Source organism: Streptococcus suis, from assembly GCF_002960445.1.
GTDB lineage: Bacteria > Bacillota > Bacilli > Lactobacillales > Streptococcaceae > Streptococcus > Streptococcus hyiners.
The window spans coordinates 187,906-209,860 of sequence record NZ_POJD01000142.1; the positions used below are offsets into that span (position 1 = coordinate 187,906).

17 protein-coding genes are annotated in these 21,955 nt (G+C 41.8%); all 17 read right to left on the minus strand.

The genetic code is table 11. The features are described from left to right. Positions 1–77: 77 nt before the first annotated feature. Positions 78–413, minus strand: coding sequence for a hypothetical protein (locus C1G53_RS04755; RefSeq protein WP_105117054.1), 336 nt, complete (start codon positions 411–413; stop codon positions 78–80). Next, complete coding sequence (locus C1G53_RS04760; protein WP_105117873.1) at positions 414–2,282, minus strand: ABC-F family ATP-binding cassette domain-containing protein; 1,869 nt, start codon at positions 2,280–2,282, stop codon at positions 414–416. It abuts the gene before it with no gap. Then, positions 2,275–3,486 carry a CCA tRNA nucleotidyltransferase gene (locus C1G53_RS04765; protein ID WP_105117874.1) on the minus strand — a complete coding sequence of 404 codons (1,212 nt, stop codon included), beginning with the start codon at positions 3,484–3,486 and terminating at the stop codon, positions 2,275–2,277. Before C1G53_RS04765 ends, C1G53_RS04760 begins: the two co-directional genes overlap by 8 nt. Further along, positions 3,483–4,250, minus strand: coding sequence for a 4-hydroxy-tetrahydrodipicolinate reductase (gene dapB, locus C1G53_RS04770; RefSeq protein ID WP_105117875.1), 768 nt, complete (start codon positions 4,248–4,250; stop codon positions 3,483–3,485). The genes C1G53_RS04765 and dapB overlap by 4 nt, the downstream gene beginning before the upstream one ends. A gap of 8 nt (positions 4,251–4,258) precedes the next feature. Next, positions 4,259–5,101, minus strand: a complete 843-nt coding sequence (locus C1G53_RS04775) for a DegV family protein (protein ID WP_105117876.1) — start codon at positions 5,099–5,101, stop codon at positions 4,259–4,261. Between the two features lies 1 nt (position 5,102). Then, positions 5,103–5,477 carry a DUF1149 family protein gene (locus C1G53_RS04780; protein ID WP_105117059.1) on the minus strand — a complete coding sequence of 125 codons (375 nt, stop codon included), beginning with the start codon at positions 5,475–5,477 and terminating at the stop codon, positions 5,103–5,105. A 134-nt stretch (positions 5,478–5,611) separates the two neighbouring features. Next, complete coding sequence (locus C1G53_RS04785) at positions 5,612–11,515, minus strand: ZmpA/ZmpB/ZmpC family metallo-endopeptidase (protein WP_105117877.1); 5,904 nt, start codon at positions 11,513–11,515, stop codon at positions 5,612–5,614. Positions 11,516–11,703: 188 nt separating this feature from the next. Continuing rightward, a complete protein-coding gene (locus tag C1G53_RS04790; protein ID WP_105117878.1) occupies positions 11,704–13,659 on the minus strand; it encodes a PTS fructose transporter subunit IIABC in 1,956 nt (651 codons plus the stop codon). Then, positions 13,656–14,567 carry a 1-phosphofructokinase gene (gene pfkB / locus C1G53_RS04795; RefSeq protein ID WP_105117879.1) on the minus strand — a complete coding sequence of 304 codons (912 nt, stop codon included), beginning with the start codon at positions 14,565–14,567 and terminating at the stop codon, positions 13,656–13,658. Before pfkB ends, C1G53_RS04790 begins: the two co-directional genes overlap by 4 nt. Continuing rightward, complete coding sequence (locus C1G53_RS04800) at positions 14,564–15,313, minus strand: DeoR/GlpR family DNA-binding transcription regulator (RefSeq protein ID WP_105117880.1); 750 nt, start codon at positions 15,311–15,313, stop codon at positions 14,564–14,566. The genes pfkB and C1G53_RS04800 overlap by 4 nt, the downstream gene beginning before the upstream one ends. 113 nt (positions 15,314–15,426) lie before the next feature. Then, complete coding sequence (locus C1G53_RS04805; RefSeq protein WP_105117881.1) at positions 15,427–16,494, minus strand: pyridoxal phosphate-dependent aminotransferase; 1,068 nt, start codon at positions 16,492–16,494, stop codon at positions 15,427–15,429. A gap of 30 nt (positions 16,495–16,524) precedes the next feature. Beyond that, positions 16,525–17,250, minus strand: a complete 726-nt coding sequence (trmD, locus tag C1G53_RS04810) for a tRNA (guanosine(37)-N1)-methyltransferase TrmD (RefSeq protein ID WP_105117882.1) — start codon at positions 17,248–17,250, stop codon at positions 16,525–16,527. Further along, complete coding sequence (rimM, locus tag C1G53_RS04815) at positions 17,240–17,758, minus strand: ribosome maturation factor RimM (protein ID WP_023370422.1); 519 nt, start codon at positions 17,756–17,758, stop codon at positions 17,240–17,242. The genes trmD and rimM overlap by 11 nt, the downstream gene beginning before the upstream one ends. 116 nt (positions 17,759–17,874) lie before the next feature. Beyond that, positions 17,875–18,897, minus strand: coding sequence for a DUF6287 domain-containing protein (locus C1G53_RS04820; protein ID WP_105117883.1), 1,023 nt, complete (start codon positions 18,895–18,897; stop codon positions 17,875–17,877). A gap of 133 nt (positions 18,898–19,030) precedes the next feature. Further along, positions 19,031–19,411: a DUF5301 domain-containing protein gene (locus C1G53_RS04825; protein ID WP_105117884.1), complete on the minus strand. Its 381-nt coding sequence runs from the start codon at positions 19,409–19,411 to the stop codon at positions 19,031–19,033. A 68-nt stretch (positions 19,412–19,479) separates the two neighbouring features. After that, positions 19,480–20,817: an MATE family efflux transporter gene (locus tag C1G53_RS04830; RefSeq protein WP_105117885.1), complete on the minus strand. Its 1,338-nt coding sequence runs from the start codon at positions 20,815–20,817 to the stop codon at positions 19,480–19,482. A gap of 69 nt (positions 20,818–20,886) precedes the next feature. Further along, positions 20,887–21,870, minus strand: a complete 984-nt coding sequence (guaC, locus tag C1G53_RS04835; protein WP_105117886.1) for a GMP reductase — start codon at positions 21,868–21,870, stop codon at positions 20,887–20,889. Positions 21,871–21,955 lie beyond the last annotated feature (85 nt).

Genomic DNA, 21,955 nt, shown 5'->3' on the forward strand with positions numbered 1-21,955 from the left:
ATATTTCCTTTATTATACCACAACGCAAAGGTTTGCGTAAAGCCTTTTCATAAATTTGTACGGATAAAAAAATTGCTCTATCGAAAGAGATAGAGCAAAATCAAAAATTGAATATGCAAAATAAAGCGACCAATGGAAAAGAGCATGACAGTTGTAAAATTGCTACCTTCCTTAGTTCCATTATAGAGAAAAAGAGTAGAAATAAAGGTAAATCCCAGAGCAAAGCCCACCATTTGTACATCGTGATAGGCCTGACTGTAAAAATAGAGTGAAACAGCTAGCAAGAGCATGGATAAAACCGTCAAGATTAAGCGCAAAGCATTCATTTTTTTGGTCATAAAATAGCTATAGAGGGCTGCACCCAAGGTCACCAAGAGATAGATGACCATATAAGACATGACAAGAACTTTCATCTAGCCCTCCAGTTCGCTCAAATACTCATAGCGCTCGTATTTTTCCAAGAGCAGATCGTTTTTCTCATCCAATTCCTTCTGCAAATCGGATAATTTTGTAAAATCACTACCACAGGTCAGCATTTCCGCCTCGATTTCCGCAATCCGCTCCTCCAAGCCAGCAATATCCTCTTCGATGGTCGCCCATTCCTGCTTCTCAAAGTAAGACATCCGCTTCTTGGTTTCTTTTACTTTCTCGGATTTCTCCTTTGGTTTTTCCAAGGAAATGGCAGAGCTGGAAGCCAGAAAGGCCTTCTCATCCAGATAGTCAGTGTAGTTGCCAAAGAAGATCTGAATGCCGTCGTCTTCAAAGGCCAAGATTTTGTTAGCCACCTTGTCCAAGAAATAACGGTCGTGACTGACGGTAATGACCGGACCAGCAAAGCCCTGTAAGAAATGTTCCAAGACTGTCAATGTCGCTATGTCCAAATCGTTAGTCGGTTCGTCCAGCAAGAGAACATTTGGCCTTTGTAAAAGAATTTTCAGCAAGTAAAGCCGCTTCTTCTCCCCGCCTGATAACTTTTCAATCAGTGTACCGTGGGTATTGCGAGGAAAGAGGAATTGTTCTAAGAGTTCAGCAATTGAAACCATACCAGATGTTGTCTTTGCCTCTTCTGCCACTTCCTGCAAGAAATTGATGACCCGCTTGCTTTCGTCCAAGCCCTTGATGGTCTGAGAAAAATAACCGATACGGATGGTTTCCCCAATATCTACCTTACCGCTGTCTGCCTGCAAATCACCTGCGATTAGATTGAGTAAGGTTGATTTTCCTTTTCCGTTATCACCAACAATGCCAATACGATCCTTGTTTTGAATGAGCAAGTTAAAATTAGATAAAATTGGCTTGTTTGGATAGGAAAAGCTGACATTTTCAAAGTTGATAACTTTTTTACCGATACGAGAGGTTTCAAAATTGATTTCCAGTTCGCTATCGTCAACCTTGTGGGCCAAGTCGCCTTTCAAATCATGAAAACGATTGATACGAGCCTGTTGCTTGGTAGCACGGGCTTGAGGTTGGCGACGCATCCAGGCCAACTCTTGTTTGTAGAGTTGTTCCTTCTTGTGACGAAGGGCGGCATCTCGCTCGTCCTGCTCTGCCTTCAAGCGAACATAGTCCTGGTAATTGCCCTGATATTCGGTCAAGCTAGCGCGGTCCAATTCAAAAATCCGTGTTGCCACATTGTCCAAGAAATAGCGATCGTGGGTGATAAAGAGGACAGATTTCTTGGTATTTTTCAAGAAAGTGGTCAACCACTCAATAGTATCAATATCCAGGTGGTTAGTCGGTTCATCTAGTAAGAGCAAGTCAGCATTGCCAAGGAGGACTTGAGCCAATTGCACTCGTCTGCGCAGACCGCCTGACAATTCGGCAACGGTCTTGTTAAGCTCTGTTAAGCCAAGTTTGGACAGAACGGTCTTGACCTGGCTTTCAATCTCCCAAGCATTGAGAGCATCCATTTCTGCCATAACCTTTTCTAGTCTGGCTTGACTGCTTTCATCATAGTTTGACAAGAGCCGTTCATATTCACGGATTAACTGGGTTTCCCGTAAATCCGAAGACAGAACAGTATCTAAGACAGTTTGGCTTTCATCAAATTCAGGCTCTTGGGTTAGGTAAGAAATTTTGTAGGCATTCTTCGTCTGGAAAGGGGACACATCACCATCAAAGCCAATTCGACCAGAGAGGACATCCAGGAGCGTAGTCTTTCCAGTACCATTGACCCCAATAATCCCGATACGGTCGCTTTGGTGAATAATAAACGAAAAGTCTGCAAAAACCGTCTTATCACCGACAGACTTGGTCAGGTGTTCAACGATAAAATCACTCATTGTCTAATCTCCCTTTTACAAATGTCTTAATCGCTTGCTCTTCGTTTTCTAGCTGTCCTTCCACAATCTGAAATTCTACCTCTTTGAGCAAATTGCCCAAGACAGGACCAGGTTTGAGGCCAAATGCCTTCATCAGATGACCACCATTGACAACAATTTCATGCTTGTCGTGGATGGTCAATGCTTGATCAATTTGGTCAATTGCTTCAAAATCAGTAACAAAACCTTGTGCCTGACGGAGTTCCTCTACCAAGTACAAGAAGTCTTTGCCATACTTGAAACAGATTTGCTTGGTGACTGGACCTGCTTGGCGGAGCTGATAAATCTCTACCAACTTGACCACGCTACGTTGGAAATCATTGCTGGTTTTCCATTTTTTCAGGAAGGATTTGATGTTATCAATACCTAGGCAGACAAAGAGCAGACCCCAAGCTTGTTCAGAAGTTGAAAATTGGAAATCTTCTGCCAGATTGGTCAGCATACTTTCAAGCTTTTCACCCTTGTCTGCTAGGTCAGGCAAGAAATTGTAGGCCTTGGAATCAATCAGAGCACGCAAGCCTTTTCGCCAAAAATCCGCCATCAAGAGTTTATCAAACTCGATAAAGCTACGTTCCACCGAGATTTTTTCCAAAAGCGGTGCAGTTTCCACCATAGCTGTGAAGGTCGTCGGCTCAATCTCAAAGTCCAAGGTCGCAGCAAAACGAAAACCTCGCATGATACGGAGGGCATCCTCGTTGAAACGTTCCGATGGAATACCAACAGCACGCAGAGTGCGGTTTTCTAAGTCAGTCAGCCCATCAAAGAGGTCCACGATTTGAGCCTCTTCATCAAGGGCAAAGGCATTAACCGTGAAGTCGCGACGTTTGAGATCCTCTTCCAAGGAACGCACAAAAGAAACCTGACTGGGACGACGATAGTCTACATACTCTTCCTCTGTCCGAAAAGTCGTGATTTCATACTCCTTTTTCCCCTCTAATACTAGCACCGTACCGTGTTCAATTCCGACATCAATAGTCCGTGAAAAGATTTGTTTCGTTTCCTGAGGGTAGCTGGAAGTGGCAATGTCGACATCATGAATAGGTCTGCCCAAAATGGCATCCCGCACTGAACCGCCAACAAAATAGGCCTCGAAACCTGCAGCTTTAATTTTCTCTAAAATCGGCAAAGCCTCCTGAAACTCAGAAGGCAGATTGTTTAATTTCATAATAAGTGTTCCAAACCATATACAAGTTGTGAGCGTTTAACCACCTCTTTAATGCCGAGGTTGACACCGCCCATAAAGGAAATACGATCGTAAGAGTCATGACGAATGGTCAAGCCCTCACCCTGTGCCCCAAAAATCACTTCCTGATGGGCAACAAGACCTGGCAAGCGTACTGAGTGGATACGGAAACCGTCAAATGCTGCACCGCGAGCACCAGCAATCAGTTCTTCTTCATCTGCTACCCCTTGAACTTGTGACTGACGGACTTGGGAAATGAGTTCGGCCGTTTTGACAGCCGTACCACTCGGTGCATCCTTCTTCTTGTCATGGTGCAGTTCGATGATTTCAAGATTTGGGAAATACTTGGCTGCCTGTGCTGCAAATTGCATGAGCAAGATAGCGCCAATAGCAAAGTTAGGAGCAATCAAGCCTCCCAAGCCCTTCTCAGCAGACAAGGCAGTCAATTCTTCAATTTCCTCAGGGGTGAAGCCCGTTGTTCCAACCACAGGAGCAAAACCGTTTTCCAAGGCAAAACGAGTGTTTTCATAGGCAAATTTTGGCGTTGTAAAATCCACCCAGACATGAGCGTCTAGGCCAGCCACTTCTTCTTTTGACTTGAAAACAGGAACACCATCTATTTCTGTTTCTGTCGCAAATGGATCTACCAAGGCAGCCAAACGAAGTTCTGCGTCACCCTTGACCATCTCAACAGCCGTTGAGCCCATTTTGCCTTTGAATCCTGCAATAATTACCTTAATTGTCATGCAAACTCCTATTCAATGATGGGAGAAATACCAAAGGCCACTGCCCCTTCTCCCAAATGTGTACCGATAACTGAACCAAATGATACAATTGGCAAATCACTACCCACTCCTGCTTCTTCTAACTGTTGTTTAAAGTTTTCAGCTTTTTCAGGCGCGTTGGCATGAATGATGGCAATTTGGTAGTGACCATTTTTCGTTTGTTCTTGAAGAATTTCTAACAAGCGCTTGATCGCCTTTTTCTCAGTCCGAACTTTTTCATAAACTTCAATCTTACCTTCACCTGTGAAGTATAAAATTGGCTTGATACTCAAGAGATTACCTAACAAGGCTGCACCATTAGACAGGCGACCACCTTTTACTAGGTGATTAAGGTCATCAACCATGATGAAGGCTGTAGTCTGGCCAATTTCTTGGTTCAATTTGCCAATAATTTCTTCAAAGCTCTGACCTTCATCGGCCCATTTGAGTACATTTTCAACCATCATACCTAAAGGTGCTGAAGTTATTTTTGTATCTGGGAAGGCAACCGTCAGGCCTTCATATTCTTCTGCCAGATACTGGATATTTTGGTAAAAACCGGAAATACCTGACGATAAGAACAAGCCTAGCGCGTGCGTATAGCCTTTTTCTTTCAAACTTGTCAAAATGTCGTCCAACTCCATCAAACTTGGTTGGCTGGTCTTTGGTAAATCCTTTGATGAGGCCATTTTTTGATAAAATTCCTCAACGGTCAAATTTTGACCTTCGATATAATTGACGCCATCAATGTTGACTGGAATATTTAAGACAAACAAGTCCTCGCGTTCTATCCCTAAAACAGCCGATGAGTCCGTAATAACTGCTAATTTCATATTAAAACTCCAAATTTACACCTGGTGCATCAAAAGCAATTTCTGTAACATCATAGGTCATGCGTTTCAACATATCCAATAGTGGCTCAACTAATGTCCGTTTTTCTTCCTCTGTAAATTCTGTCGGTTCATTGACGTAACGACCCTGAAGATGAACGGCTTGGCTCATAGCACCAGAAATAACAAAATGGTTCAAAACAATGATGAAACGCAAAATAGTAATCATTGATGTTTTATTTTCTTCTTCATTGCGTTCAAGTAGTTGGAAATCAACATTTAATTTCGTTTCTGGAACCCCATTTTCCTTTTCCCAAGCATGATTGCGGGCATCAAAGTGATACTGATTGACAAATTCTTTTTCGCGAATGATTTCCATGTCTAATTTCTCCTATAAACAATACTATGCTTATTATATCACAGTTCAAGGGAGAATTGGGAAAAAATAAAAGGAAGAAGGCGAAAATACTATCTTTCAACTTCTTCCCAAAAGGTAATGAGAATTGACCTCGGTCAATCTGTAAATATGGAGGAGGTAAAACTATCCGTTAATCCGACATAGGCTTTCAAAATAGCATCTTTCAAACCTTGGCGATTAAATCCTGCTTGCTTATTCTTAGCGGCCTGATAATCTTTATCAACTGCCTCCGCCATCAGCCTACTCAGCGTTTCAATATTATCTATTGTTTCAGTCTGACCATTGAAGCTAATCGTGATGGCTTTCAGTCTATCCTTCTTATCCCAGCGTTCTTTATACATAGCTTTTTTGAAGCTTGCATAATCCGTAAATTGTCCAGCAAATATTTTTTCAAAAATAAACTGATCAGATAGTAGACGACCTGCCGCCTCTGCTTCCGCTTTTAGCTTGTCTGTTGCATAAGGAATAAAGCCTTCTTCCCAACCTTTTGCTGCTAATAGCTCCAAGGCCGTCTTACGGAATTGTAAACCACCAACAGTACCACTATTATTTTGCAAGCCTGCATAAATTGGATAATAGAGCGGTACGAAATAATAGTTCTTCAAATTTTCGCGTAAATAGTCTTGTTCCAGCAAAAGTGAGGATTTAGCAACTAGTGCATGGTCAATCGCATCGTTGATAGTGGTAATGTTCAAGTTAGCCAGTTCCTCATTACTCAATTTCCTAATACGATCATGAGTATTTTGATAGCTAGGAAGCTGATTGGTAGGTGCTTCAGTGGCTGGGACCAACTCTATCTTGTTAAAGAAGTAAGGATAAGCCTCTTTCCCCTTAGTGGCAATGGCTTGGATTTCGACTGCATCCAAGAGGTAGGTCACATCAAAGACTCCTTTTAGATAGGTTTGTAAATCCTCTTTTGTTTTGAAGCGACTACTTGAAACATTGTGTGGGGTATTTGGACTATGTTCATTCATGAAATTAAAGCCATAGTAATAAATACCTCCACCAGCTGATGACTGCAACAAGCCCATAGCATAGGATTCTGCATCTTGACCAGGACGACGCTTATGACCATCCAACATGATGGTTTCATCATAGTTATGGACCAATTCATGACTCATAGTTGAATCCCCTAGATCAGATAACATGTCCCGATTTGAAAATTTCACAAAGGTTACTGTATCTGAAAAGGCACTATCTCTTGATTGTCTATGCCATTCATTCAAGGCACCTGCCAACTCCTGAACATAGCGGTATTCCTGATCATATTTACCAGCCCACCGCCGTTTATCAGCGTGGTCTTCAAATGCATTTGAATCCTTGATCCAGTAACCATCCCAAATTTCAGTTGAGCGTTGGATAAACTTATCTCTCAGATTAGAATCTGCCATTTGATACCACATATCCAAAAAGTCACCTAATCGTTTCCCGTGTTTCGGTATCAGACTTGTCTGTACTGTCTTAACTGCTTGGTAATATTGTTCTGGATTGGTCTTTTTCAAAGCCGTATCCACATATCTTCCGTAACCACCAAAGGCTACTGTTGCCATTGAGCTCATTACGAAAATATCATCCTTCTCCTTGATATTAAGCAATGGCAAGTAGTATTTTTCATAACGTGGAATACGTCCCAAATGACTATATAGACTGGTGTCAATGCTCGAGTTTGCATTGGATGGAATTTCATAAACAAAGGCATTGGTCGCTTCTTTAAACCACTTCCTTGAATCAGTTTCTCCCAAGAACAATTTCTTATTGTATTCCAAGAAATCACGAACTGTTCCAAGTTGACTAGAGAGTGCTCCAAAACGTTCCTTATGAATGGCTGCATTATTGGCAAGTGTTAATCTGTCAAAATACATATCTTCGTAGCCATTTTGCGAAACATAGAACTGATCATCATGCTTGGTGAGTTTATCCGTAAATGACCTCAACCAGCCTAGAGTATCTAATTGACGCTTATAGAAATCCGCATGATGGAGCACAATATTCTTGATATTGGTATCTCCATATTTAATACCATATAGCCTATTGAGGTAGGCAAGAGCGAACATAATTTTTTCTTTATCTGCCAAGAATTCTTTTTTAATGACATCCCTGACAGCCTTGCTTGTGGTATCAACTACCTGTCTATTGGCCAGCAAACCTTTGATATGGACTTCGAGATTGTCTTTAACTTCTGCAAAGGATTCATCTAAATACAAGTCTTTTAGTTTGGCGGTCTTGTCTGCAGTTTGGATATGTAAGATGTCAGCCATCTCTTGGCTGTCAAGATCAACCTGAGAAAATGCTGTCACTAGTTCATCAATGAGACTGGTTTCCAGAGATAGTAATTGTTCTGGTGTATAGAGGAGTTGTTCACCTAAGCGGTATTCAACAACCTTGGTATTGCCGTACTCTCCCTTAAATACCAAAGGTAGAGTTTCTGAAGTTCCATCTTCATAATGGATCAGTAATTTGGTCAAGGAAGCGTGTTGGTCATAGATATTTGTTGCTACTCCATCCTCATTCAAGGTCAGAACTGACTGGATAGGCTTGCTATAGAGATTACTTGCTTCATCAATCAAGTTACCATATTTAACAATCGTATTCCGGTCATAGAATGGCAACAACTTAGACGTGTTTTCATAGGCAGTTCTTCGTTTAGCCTGAGCATTTTGAACCTGGTTATAATCGATGGTCTGCACTGAATTCGACTGACTGTCGCTATTTTCCTGTCCTGTTGTGGTTGGTGTTGTTGGAATTCCCCATGCCTTGATTTTCTCTAGCACGGTTTCTTGAGAAAGGCTTGTAGACTGAATGGTAGGATTTGGTTGGCCTGTTGCATGACCTTCAACACTATAAATATTGGTTGGCATTGACCCGTGTGTAGTATATAGATTTTGTGCCGAAGCAATGATACCTCCATCGGTAACAGATACACCTGTTGCAATATTATTCAAGACAGACATCCTAGCTGTACCTACAAAACCTCCAGTATCAGCAGGTGCTGTAGCCTGGATATTTCCTGTAACATAGGCATTGGTAATCGTAGATAAAATCATATCCGAAGTGACACCACCAATTTTTTGTCCGCGGCCACTTGCTGTCTTAGCATCAATTGCCACATTAACCCTTACCTTGTCAATGGTTGAACTATTTAGTATTCCTGTAACACCACCCATATAGTAGATTTCATAGCTTGCTGTATTATTTAATCTGACATCGATGATGGAATTGCTAATGCTTGTACCATTTGTTGCTTCGTAAACCAAACCAGCAATATTTTGTTTGGCCGTAATATTTCCTGAAACAGTGACCTTATCAATGGTAGCCTTATCTGCTTTTTTTGCTAAGGCAGCTACTGCTGTTTGATCATTTACAATGGTCACATCTTTTAAGGAGATATTTTCGACCCTAGCATTCTTAAGAGTGCTGAAAAGCGGTCTATCTAACTGTAAAATCGAGTAGGCCTTTTGCCCACCTAGGCTCTTCAGACTTCCAGTAAATTCTTTGGTAACGTAGGTGTCAGTCGAAACCTCCTTATCAACAACCATATCAGCAGCTAGATAATAAGTGCCACTAGGATTGTTATTGATAGCATCTACTAATTCACTAAATTTACTGTAGGCCCCCTCTTGCAAGACAAGTTTATCAATCATAAAGGTATGATTTTCATCAAAACCATTATTATTATGGTTAAACTTAACCAATTTCGGATGAATAATATTTACCATAATCCCCTTGTCAGCATTCTCAAAGCTATCAACTGGAAGATAAATATCTTTGTTGTTTACAGTAGAAATCTTAACAAGGTAGTTTTCTGAAGAAATTGGAGCGCTAGTCAAGGCTGTAATCCTTGTTTTCTCGCCAAATTCATCAACTTGATACAGCTCAATACTATTGTAAGATCGAAATTCCAGCAACTTATTCTCTAGTTCAAATTTTTCTGTTCTGAGCTCTTCTTCCACATCATCACTACCTAAATTATAGGTAAATCGTGTTTTTACTTCATAGTCAGTGTTCAGCAGCAAGTCGGCAAATGGAACCTTGTATAGCTCTTCTTGTGTTAGAATTTCTTTTTCTGTGACTAATTCATCCCCTTTGTATAGAGATACCATAGCCTTGACAAATGTAGAATCATTGTCTATCAAAGTATAGCTTACTTCTACACTCCTATCATCTACATTTTCTTTAAGAATTGATAAAACTAACTCCGGTTTGGTTTTAATAGGTTCTTCTGGTTCTTCCGTTACTGGAGAACTTGGGACAACTGGCTCTGTTGGTGCCTCAGGTAGAACTTCATCTTCTGTTGATGGTGGGACGGGAGCTTCTGGCTGTTCAGTAACTGGAGTAACTGGGACTACAGGCTCTGTTGGTTCCTCGGGTAGAACTTCGGCTTCTGTTGATGGTGGGACGGGAGCTTCTGGCTGTTCAGTAACTGGAGTAACTGGGACTACAGGCTCTGTTGGTACTTCGGGTAGAACTTCATCTTCTGTAGCTGGTGGAGCCGGAGTTTCTGGTTCGTCCGTTACTGGGTCACTTGGAGCGACGGGATCCGTTGGAGTTTCTGGAAGAACTTCGGCCTCTGTTGATGGTGGAACGGGAGTTTCTGGAGCTTCTGGCTGTTCAGTAACTGGGTCACTCGGAGCAACTGGGACTACAGGATCTGTTGGTTCCTCGGGTAGAACTTCGTCCTCTGTTGATGGTGGAACGGGAGTGACGGGGACTTCTGGTTGTTCCGTTATTGGTTCACTTGGAACACTTGGGACTACAGGATCTGTTGGTGCCTCAGGTAGAACTTCATCTTCTGTTGATGGTGGAACGGGAGTTTTCGGTTCTTCTGGTTGTTCCGTTATTGGTTCACTTGGAACACTTGGGACTACAGGCTCTGTTGGTGCCTCGGGTAGAACTTCATCTTCTGTTGATGGTGGGATGGGAGCTTCTGGTTGTTCCGTTATTGGTTCACTTGGGGCAACAGGCTCTGTTGGTTCCTCGGGTAGAACTTCGCCCTCTGTTGATGGTGGAACGGGAGTGACGGGGACTTCTGGTTGTTCAATAACTGGAGAACTTGGGACTACGGGCGCTGTTGGTTCCTCAGGTAGAACGTCGGCTTCTGTTGATGGTGGTGCCGGAGTGACGGGAGCTTCTGGCTCGTCCGTAACTGGGGCAATTGGGACAACGGGATCTGTAGCTTCCTCATGTAGAACGTCGTCCTCTGTAACTGGTGGTGCCGGAGTGACGGGAGCTTCTGGCTGTTCAGTAACTGGAGAACTTGGGACAACGGGATCTGTTGAGTCCTCGGGTAGAACTTCGGCTTCTGTTGATGGTGGAACGGGAGCTTCTGAATGCTTAGATATTCCCTCAACCAATGTATTTGGCAATATCAATTCGCTTGGCGACTTCTGTTCACCAGCATTTGCTTCTGTTACTGTGATTGTCTCATAATTGACATCCCCTTCTAAAATAAAACCTACAAATTCATGTTGATCTATAGAAATCACTGCTTGTGGCAAAGCTTCACCTATGGCAAGGGTAAATTGTTTATCAAAACCTGAGAGGCTACCTGTAGAAATTGCAGCCACTGAAAGACTACCTGTAGCAGTTAAAATAATCAGACTTCTAACAATTCGTTTTTTCCTATCTTTTGTAAGAGATAGACCGATAATCAATAGTCCTAAACCAACCAGACTACTTGTAAAAGTCGGTATATCTCCTGTTTGAGGCAAATTTGTCTTTGGACGATAGACCATATAGTAAGTATGGGTATCCCCAACCTGCCTTGCTGGAATGGTCGCTTGAATTCGTGCCTTCTCATCTGATGTCAGTTCCGAATAAAGGACATACTTATAGGAAATCTGTTCTCTTGCTACATTTGTATGGGCAAGAGCAGTCAATTCTGCTTTAATAGCCAAATTTGGTACAAAAAATAAGGCGGCAGTCATACCAATAATAACTGATGCAACGCCTCTATTAAATGTACGAATAGAAAACTTATTTTGCTTTTCCTTCCAAAACATATGAAGCTCCTTCGTTTGTTTCTTCTTACTTAAAAGTATAGCACATTTCTCTAATAATATACTGTTTTAAATTAAATAAAATATCTCAATATACTATATATGATATTCTTTACATAATTATTTATATTTTAATCTAAATACAGAATTTTCCAGATAAAAAAACCTTGCCCGAAGACAAGGTTTTAATCTTATTTAGCTTGACGAAGAGCTCCGTAGAGAATACCTGAAACTACTGCACCAATCAATACATAAAGGATGTAAAGCAATGGATTTGAAGTCAAAGCGATAACGAAGATTCCACCGTGCGGAGCCATCAATTGGATACCTGACAAACCTACCAAGGCACCTGCAAGGGCAGAACCTGCGATAAAGCTTGGGATTGCACGAGCTGGATCAGCAGCACCAAATGGAATGGCACCTTCAGTGATGAATGACAGACCCATAACGATGTTTGTCAAACCTGAGTTACGCTCTTCTTGCGTGAACTTGTTCTTGAACAAGAGAGTTGCAACGAATACTGCCAACGGTGGAACCATACCACCTGCCATAACTGCCGCCATCGCTACAGAACCACCGTCTGCAACAGTAGCTGCAAGGGTACCCGTACCGAAGACATAGGCTGCCTTGTTAACTGGACCACCCATATCGACTGCCATCATACCACCGAGGACAAGTCCAAGGAGAATAGCAGAGCTACCTTCAAGACCAGCAAGGAAGTTGTTCATGCCAGTGTTAATTGCAGCCATTGGGATATTGACGAAGAACATCAAGAAACCAGTGATAGCTGTCCCCAAAAGTGGCAAGAGCAAGATAGCATTCAAACCTTGGAGTGATTTTGGCATGTTACGCAAAGCATTGCGAAGAACAAGAACTACACCACCAGCAAGGAAACCACCAACAAGGGCACCCAAGAAACCAGATGATACACCTGCAAGAGCAAGGGTTTCTTCGCCACCAGCTGCGTAAGGAATTTTACCGAAAGCAAGACCGCTACTAGCAATTGCACCAGCTACGAAACCAGCAACCAAACCTGGTTTTTCAGCGATTGAGTAAGCAATGTAACCTGCAAGAAGTGGCAACATGAAGCCAAAGGCTGCTCCACCAATCTTCATGAACATAGCAGCAATTTCATGGTAAGAACCAAGACTACCAAGACTATCTTGTGGCACACCCAAGGCACCATCAAATAGGAAAGCAAGGGCAATCAAGATACCGCCACCGATAACGAATGGCAACATTTGAGAAACACCACTCATCAAGTGTTTGTAGAATGCTTTACCAAGGCTGAGTTTTTCTGAAGATTCCACAGTAGCTGTTCCTTCTGACGCTGTGTAGGCTGATGCTTTACCGTCCAAGATGATGTTAATCAATTCTTCTGCTTGTTTGATTCCAGCTGCAACTGGACGAGATACCAAAGGTTTGCCATTGAAGCGAGGCATATCAACAGCCTTATCTGCTGCGATGATTACACCTGCTGCATTCTTAATGTCTTCAGCGGTTAGTTTGTTACCAACCCCAGACGCACCGTTTGTTTCAACCTTGATGTCAACACCCATCTCAGCAGCTTGCTTCTTAAGAGCTTCTTCTGCCATGTAGGTGTGGGCAATACCTGTTGTACATGCTGTAACTGCAACGATAAATGGACGGTCGCCACTTGGAGCGGCAACCACTTCTTCAGCCGCTTTATCTGCTGCTTCTGCTGTATCGAAGACTGCAATCACTTCTTCAGGATTTGTTGCCGCACGAAGTCTATCAGCAAAACCAGCTTTCATCAAGTATTTAGACAATTCCGCAAGGGCAGCCAAGTGGGTGTCGTTAGCACCTTCTGGAGCCGCAATCATGAAGAACAAGTCAGTTGGTTGACCGTCAAGACTTGCATAGTCAACGCCCTTGTTTGATTTAGCAAAGAGAACAGTTGCTTCTTTGACAGCCGCATTCTTAGCGTGTGGCATTGCAATACCGTCGCCAAGACCTGTTGTTGTCTGTGCTTCACGGTTCATAATACCTGTTTTGAATACATCAAAATCAGTTACGTATCCTTTTTCTACCAAGCTAGCAATCATTTCATCGATGACTGCTTCCTTGCTTGTCGCTTGCAAATCAAGCAACATGACATCTTTTTTCAAAACGTCTTGAATTTTCATAGTGTTTCTACCTCAACTTTTTCATAAGTTTCCTTAATAAATTCGATACTTGCCAAATCATCTGAAAAGGCTGTTGCCGTACCGCAAGCAACTCCCCATTTAAGGGCTTCGATTGGATCTTGTGAGCGAACGTATTCGCCAGTAAACCCTGCCACCATGGAATCTCCAGCACCGACAGAATTTTTCACCATTCCCTTGATTGGTTTGGCAAAGTAGGTTGCTGTCGGAGTAACCAACAAAGCCCCATCCCCTGCCATAGAAATGATAACGTTCTGAGCTCCCATATCTAAGATTTTCTTAGCGTAGGTTTCAATGTCAGCTATCCCCTTCAATTCAACATTGAAAATAGCTTCCAACTCGTGGTTATTTGGTTTAACCAAAAGCGGTTGGTAAGCAAGTGAATCCAGAAGAGTTTGCCCTTCAAAGTCACAAACTACTTGAGCCCCTGCTTTTTTAGCCACTGGAATTAGCTTATTATACACTTCATTTCCAAGGCTAGCTGGTGCTGAACCAGCAAAGACAACTGTGTCATCTTTAGTCAAGCCAGCCAAAACCATTTCTAGTTCTGCCAACTGTGTATCTGTCACAATCGGACCCAAACCGTTGATTTCTGTTTCTTGGTCGGCTTTGATTTTCACGTTAATCCGCGTATCTTGGTCCACCTGAACAAAATCGGTATCAATGCCTTCAGCAACCAATCCATCTTTGATGAACTGACCAGTGAATCCGCCAAGGAAACCCGTTGCTGTATTCGGATAGCCCAATCGCTTCAAAACACGACTAACGTTAATTCCCTTACCGCCGGCATACTTATCGTCGCTCTCCATACGATTGACACTGCCAGTTTCAACTCTATCAAGTCGAACAATGTAGTCAATAGCTGGATTGAGCGTAACAGTATAAATCATACCTCGATTACCCTCGTTTTCTCTTTTATGATGTCCAACAAACTGCTCTCCGAAGATTGACAGATAATATTGGCTTTTTCGATGGCTGCAACCTTGGCAAAGGAGAATTGACCAATCTTCGACGCATCTGCTAGAACATAGCTTTCTTTTGCATTGTCTATGATAGTACGTTTGATGGTCGCTTCTTCAATGTCTGGCGTTGTAAAGTAGTTTTTATCAATACCATTCATTCCCAGAAAGGCCTTATCAAAATTGAGCTGTCGAATTTGTTCCAAAGCCAAGGCACCTACTGAAGCATCGGTTGATTGTTTAACAAAACCACCTATAATAATGGTCTTTATCTTGCGTTCAACCAACTTGACAGCATGGTGAATGGAATTGGTCACGACTGTTAGATTTTCCTGTTGGAGATAGTCAATCAAGACACCGGTTGTCGTCCCTGCGTCTACAAAAATCACATCGCCGTCCATGATTAACTGTGCTGCTCTTTCAGCAATCATCCGTTTTTCTTGAACGTTTTTGACAGATTTTTCCAGAATGGATTCTTCCAGTTGCAAATTAGCTGGTGCTTCCGCACCGCCATGTACTCTTCGAAGTTTTCCTTCATTTTCTAACTCGTCCAAATCCCTACGAACAGTGGATTCAGATGTTGCTAGAATGTCAACCAATTCTTCCAAGCGGACAAATTGTTGTGCTTGAATGCGTTCTAATATGACTTGCTTGCGTTCTGATTTGAGAATGTCCAACACCTCCTGCAATCGTTTACAAAAACCATTATACACTAAAAACCATCATTGTCAATCATTTTCTGGCAAAATCTTTCAAAAAATGTCAATTTTCTTCAAAAAAGAACAATCTCTTACGAAATTGTTCCCCTCTCTATCATTGATTTGACCATCTCTTTAAGCATAGCCATCTCTTCTGGCCGGCCAATGGACAGTCGAATGTAACCTGCTAATTTCCCTGTTGGATAGTACTTGAAATTCCAATCTTTTGCCAAAGCTTGCCGGTGAAACACTTCTGCCCACGGTGCCTTAAAGGTCACAAAACTGGTCTGACTTGGCAGGACATGACAATCTTCTAATTGTTCTAAAAAAGCAATCATTTCTTGACGCAGTTTGACAATTGTTTCAACCGTTTCTGTTACTTTATCTTTGTAATCCAAGGCAACTGTAGCCATATGAGCCGTTAAATTGGATAGACTAAAAGGTGGAATGACCTTGTCCAATTCATAAATAAGCTCTTCACTTCCAACCGCAAAACCAACTCGCAAACCTGCTAGACCAAAGGCCTTGGAAAGTGTACGCAAGACCAAAACATTCTCATATCCTTCAAGGCGACTGATGAAACTTTCAACTTCTGCAAATTCAATATAGGCCTCGTCAATAACCAGCAATCCCTTGAAAGAGCTCGCTAGCCTTTCCAAATCTTCCATAGAATAGGCAACCGATGATGGATTATTGGGATTGGAAATCATGAGAATTTTTGCATTGGTTTCCTGAGCACGCGCCAACAAGTTGTCAACTGGCAAAACCAAGGTCCCATCTTTCTCTTCCAAGTCAATGGCTTCAAACCGACTACCGTGCATCTGGTTGTAGGTTTCATACATGAAGAAATCAGGATTGACCGTCAAGAATGTATCTTCCTTCTCCATAAAGGTGGAAACAATCATATGAATGAGGTGGTCAGAGCCAACTCCCACCGTCACCTGTCTGGGATTTACTCCAAGATAGGTCGCATATTTCTCAATCAGATTTGAGTATGTATTGTCACCGTAAAAGCTCAATTGACCAACTTCTAAGCTCTCTAAGGTCTTTTGCGGTAAAAAGGACCAATCAATAATGCGATTTTCATTATTTCCCAAGTCAAATCTAGCCTTATGTTTTATTTTATAAGGTTGGTAGTCTTCAAATACCTGACGTTTCATAATTTTCTCCTTTGAACATGAAAACACAGTCTAATCAACTGTGTCTTCTGTCTTGATTTTTTCAAAAATAGTTAACTCTTCAGCTGTAAAGTTATAATTTTCTAACAAGTCTGGACGACGTTGATAGGTTTTTCGTAAGCTTTCTTCCAGACGCCATTTTCGAATATTTTCATGGTGGCCACTCATGAGAACATCTGGCACTACCATCCCTCGATATTCGTAGGGACGAGTGTACTGAGGATATTCCAGTAGACCAGAAGAAAAACTATCATCCGTATGGCTGACTTCCTTGCCAATGACCTCTGGAATTAAACGAACAGTAGCATCAATCATAGTCATGGCTGCCAATTCGCCCCCAGTCAGAACATAATCTCCAAGAGAAATCTCGTCTGTCACCAAGGTCTTAATCCGCTCATCATAGCCCTCGTAATGACCACAGATAAAAATCAACTGCTCTTCCTGTGCCAATTCTTCTGCATAGGCCTGATTAAAAGTTCTACCAGCAGGATCTAACAAGATAACACGGGGCTTGGTTTGTTCAATGCTATCCATGGTGTCAAAAATCGGTTGAGCTCGGAGTAACATGCCTTGTCCTCCGCCATAGGGTTCATCGTCCACATGGCGAGCCTTTTCAGCTTTCTCACGGAAATTATGGTAGTTGATTTCCAGCAAGCCCTTGTCACGCGCCTTGCCCACAATAGAATGTTCCAGCGGAGCAAACATTTCTGGGAAGAGGGTCAAAATATCAATTCTCATCGTCCAAGCCCTCGAGCAGTTCCACATCTACGCGATTGTTTGGAATATCAATGTTTAAGACAACGGGCGGAATGTAAGGCAAAAGCAGGTCTTTCTTCCCTTTGCGTTTGACCACCCAAACATCATTAGCACCAGGTTGCAAGATTTCCTTGATTTGTCCAATCAGTTGGTCATTTTCATAAACATCCAAACCAATAATTTCATGATAATAAAACTCACCATCTTCAAGGTCGGACAAATTTTCTTCCGCAATTTTCAAACTAAAGCCCTTGTACTTCTCAATATCATTGATGTGGTACATACCCTTGAACTTGATAATATCAAAGTTCTTAGCCTTACGGTGACTAGCAATTTCAACTTCCATGACAAACTGGTCCTTGTCATTAAACAAGGCCAATTTCGCCCCTTTTTTAAAACGTTCTTCTGCAAAATCCGTTACAGACAAAACACGCATTTCTCCTTGCAAGCCTTGGGTGTTAACAATCTTACCTACGTTAAAATAATTCATAATTTCTCCATCTGATTTTCTATCCTTTTATTTTAACATGATGAGGTTATTTTCTCAATAATAAGGCAAAAAAAGAAGGAGATAGGATTGTTAACCTACCTCACTTCCATAAATACTTAATCTTGTTTATAGAAAACCTCGTTTGCAACCTCTTCTGCAGAAAGTAGTCCTTGACTGATAAATAATCTATTTTTAGTCGTATCGCTTAAATCTGTTTCCCCAGTGTATGTAAACTCAATGGCAACGCCTGCGGGAATAACTCTAAGTCCTGCACCGTACATACCAAAACGATAGCCCCCAACTGCTATACCGTTTGAATCGATTTCACGAATGGTTAGGTCGCTATCCTCCTCATTAGTAACCTTCCCTGATGAATCAATAACCAAGACAGTCCCTTTGGCATTTGCCCAAGTTCCAGCAATAGTTGAGAAATCACCAGCTAACAGCCCCTGCATATCAATAGTAGGTGCAGATGTATTTTCTTGCACTGCTACAACTTTTTCCAATTTAGTCCATGAAAGCGTGCTTAAATCGACAACTGTGGCAGATGAAGGATTGGTCGCCCCTTCTGCCTGTAGGGTCAGTTGACCTGCAGTAGAGTCATATTTATAGTTTCTAAAACTACCAGCCGTTTCTAAAGAGTAACTTCCATCTTCAAGTGGCCACAGGGTTACTTTTTCACCAATCTCTGGACCTTGCTGACGGAACTGATCAACCAGTCTTATCAACTGTCCGTCATTCCCTACAGTATATAGGTCGATGAGGACAAATTGAGAACTCGTCGATAAGGCAAGAGCTAATTCATCTACACCATCTTTATCAAAATCGTTTTGGACATAATATGCTCCAGTATAAACAGTTGGATATTGTTTAATCCCATAAAGAAGACTACTCACCTCATCACGATTTAGGGCTGAAAGTTCCAATCCCAAACTTGCCTGATAACGGTCGATAACCTTTTGATAACTAGAATAATCCACCTCTACCGTCTTCGTTTCCGACTGACTTGAAGTTGTTGAACTCGATGTTGCTTGTGAACTTGATTGACTGGTTACAGCCTTCTCTTGCTTCACTTCACCCGATTTACACGCAGTCAAAAGCACTACAGAAAAAAGTAATAGAAATTTCTTCATTTTCATATAACCTCCAAATATAGTAGTAAATTTCCAAAGCTTGAAAAGCTACTTATCTTAAGTTTAATATTTTGGGAATATTTGTCAAGGTAAATGTTAAAAAATTTAAATTTAAAAAGCCGGATTACTCCGACTTCTACTAGTCTATTAACTCAGACAGAGGCTTTTTAGTTCTGACCGTCAGTTCATAGGGAAATTCCAAATAGGTCTTGCCATTTTTTTCATAAAGATAGGCCATTTTATTCTCGGGTTGAAAGGTTAGTTGATAATATTCCTTTACCCCGACTGGCTGGTCATGGTTGCTTGCATTTTTGAAAAGATAGGGATGGATTTGGGTAAGCTCCGATAGAAAATCGCTCATTTCGCTACCTTCCAAAGTTTTTATCTCTAATCTATCTTGGTTACTGATTACAATCTGGTCAGCTTGAGGTAAACTAATTTCAGTTTTCCTCACAACTTGATAGCCAAGCAAGATGCAGATACCGGATAAAATAACAAAAATCAACCATCTCTTTTTCATGTTAGTACCTGACTTTTTTAGTAAATTATATCAAGCTCAGAAAATCTGTCAAGCAAAAACATAGAAATCTATTGAATACTAGCAATTTTCTTCAAACGCAATCTTAGGGCAATCCCGCAAACAAATATACCGCTAATCAGACCGATCCAATAGGCTTCTGGTCCCAGCTGGAAAAATCTTTCCAGGAAAAATGCAACCGGGAAGGTCATGGACCAATAAGCAACCAAACCAAGTACAAATGGAACAGTTGTATCCTTGTAACCACGCAAAATTCCTTGAATTGGTGCTGTATAGGCATCTGCCAATTGGAACATGAGGGCAAAGCTTAGAAAATGTGAGGTCAGTCGGACAAAGTCTGTATCATTTCCGTAGAGAAAGGCAACTTTGGAGCGGAAAAAATAAAGGAAGGTTAAGGTCAGACCTGCAAAGCCTAACGCTACCAAGCGTCCCAAACGGCTGTAGGCTTTTACATCTATAGGTCGTTTTGCACCCACTTCATAGGCAACCACAATAGCCAAGGCTGAGGATACCGATGATGGAAAGGCATATAATAAGGTTGCAAAGTTCATGGCCGCCTGATGAGCCGCGATAATCTGAGCAGAAAATTTTGCCATGTAAAGGCCAACTACTGCAAAAATAGCCACTTCTGCAAAGACTTGCAAACCAATTGGCAAACCAATTTTCAAGCCTTCCTTCAATAAAGAAAGGTCAATCGGACTCCACCGCCAAATCTGATAAGAAGAAATGGTCTTATTTTTGCACATGACAAGGACAATGACTAGCAACACAGCCCAGTAAGCTAAAGCAGTGCCCAATCCAGCACCTGCTCCGCCCAGGGCTGGTAGGCCCATTTTCCCGTAAATCAAGAGATAGTTGAAGAGGCTGTTAAAGGGAACCAAGAGCAACATGAGGTACATGGAGAGTCGGGTCAAGCCCAAGGCGTCGAAAAAGGATCGACAGACACTGAACAGTAAGAGGGGCAAGATACCGATGGAGATATAGTAGAGGTACTGCCGACCGACCTGAAAGACAGCTTCGTCCAAGTCGAAACGAGCCAGAGCCGGAACGGCAAAAAGATAGACCAAGAGTAAGAGGATTGCCGTCAGTCCAAGGGCCAAATAGACAAACTGATGAAACTCTTGTCGAATCTTTGACTTCTCTCCTTGTCCTAGATATTGAGCAATGATTGGAACAAGCGCAGATACGATCCCCGTCAAAAATGAGAACAGGGGATTCCAAAGACTTGTCGCCATGGAAACACCTGCCAAATCCATAGTACTGTACTGACCAGTCATCATAGTATCAATGAAGGATGCCGAGTAATTAGCAAATTGATAAATTAAAATAGGCAAAAATATTTTGATAAAGAGCCAGAGTTTCTCTTTGTTATTTCTTGTTTGGTACATACTTATTCTCTTTCAATTTTATATAAATATTGTAACAAGAAAAGGACCCGCATTGCAAGTCCTCTTTGACTAGATAGAATCCCCATTCCAGATTGAATTTTTTACAATTACATAATCAACGTGCTTCAAGCTGGTCATGTCACGACCGCCAGCATAAGAAATGGATGATTGCAAATCTTGCTCCATTTCAATCAGCGTATCTTTCAAGTGGCCTTTGGCTGGCAGGAGAATTTTTTTACCTTCTACGTTCTTATAGGCTCCTTTTTGGTATTCAGATGCAGAGCCGTAGTATTCCTTAAACTGTTTGCCGTCTACTTCTACTGTCTTTCCTGGGCTTTCGATGTGACCAGCAAAGAGCGAACCAATCATAACCATGCTAGCACCGAAACGGATGGATTTGGCAATATCTCCGTGGGTACGGATACCACCGTCCGCAATAATCGGCTTACGAGCAGCTTTTGAACACCAACGAAGGGCAGCCAGCTGCCAACCGCCTGTACCAAAACCAGTTTTGACCTTGGTGATGCAGACCTTACCTGGACCAATTCCAACTTTTGTTGCATCCGCACCGGCATTTTCCAACTCACGAACAGCTTCAGGTGTGCCGACATTCCCAGCAATGACAAAGGTATCAGGCAATTCTTTCTTGATATGCTTGATCATTTTAATCACGCTATCCGCATGACCATGCGCAATGTCAATGGTAATAAACTCAGGCGCGTCAGCTTTTAAACTAGAAACAAAGTTATATTCATAGTCTTTCACACCAACCGAGATAGAAGCAATCAAGCCTTGGTCATGCATGCGTTTCACGAAAGGAATACGCCCCTCTTCATCAAAACGGTGCATGATGTAAAAATAGCCATCTTTTGCCAACATCTCTGCTACATCTTCATCCAAAATCGTCTGCATATTGGCTGGAACAACTGGCAATTTAAAAGTGTATTTTCCGAGTGTTACAGATGTATCTGCCTCTGAACGACTATTGATGATACATTTGTTTGGAATGAGCTGAATATCTTCGTAGTCAAAAACTGGTGTTTCATTAAACATGAGCTTCTCCTCTGTTCGTTTTTAAATGATTTTTATATTAGGAAATACTAGTTTGTTCGTTTTTCCTTTGTTTACAATTATTATT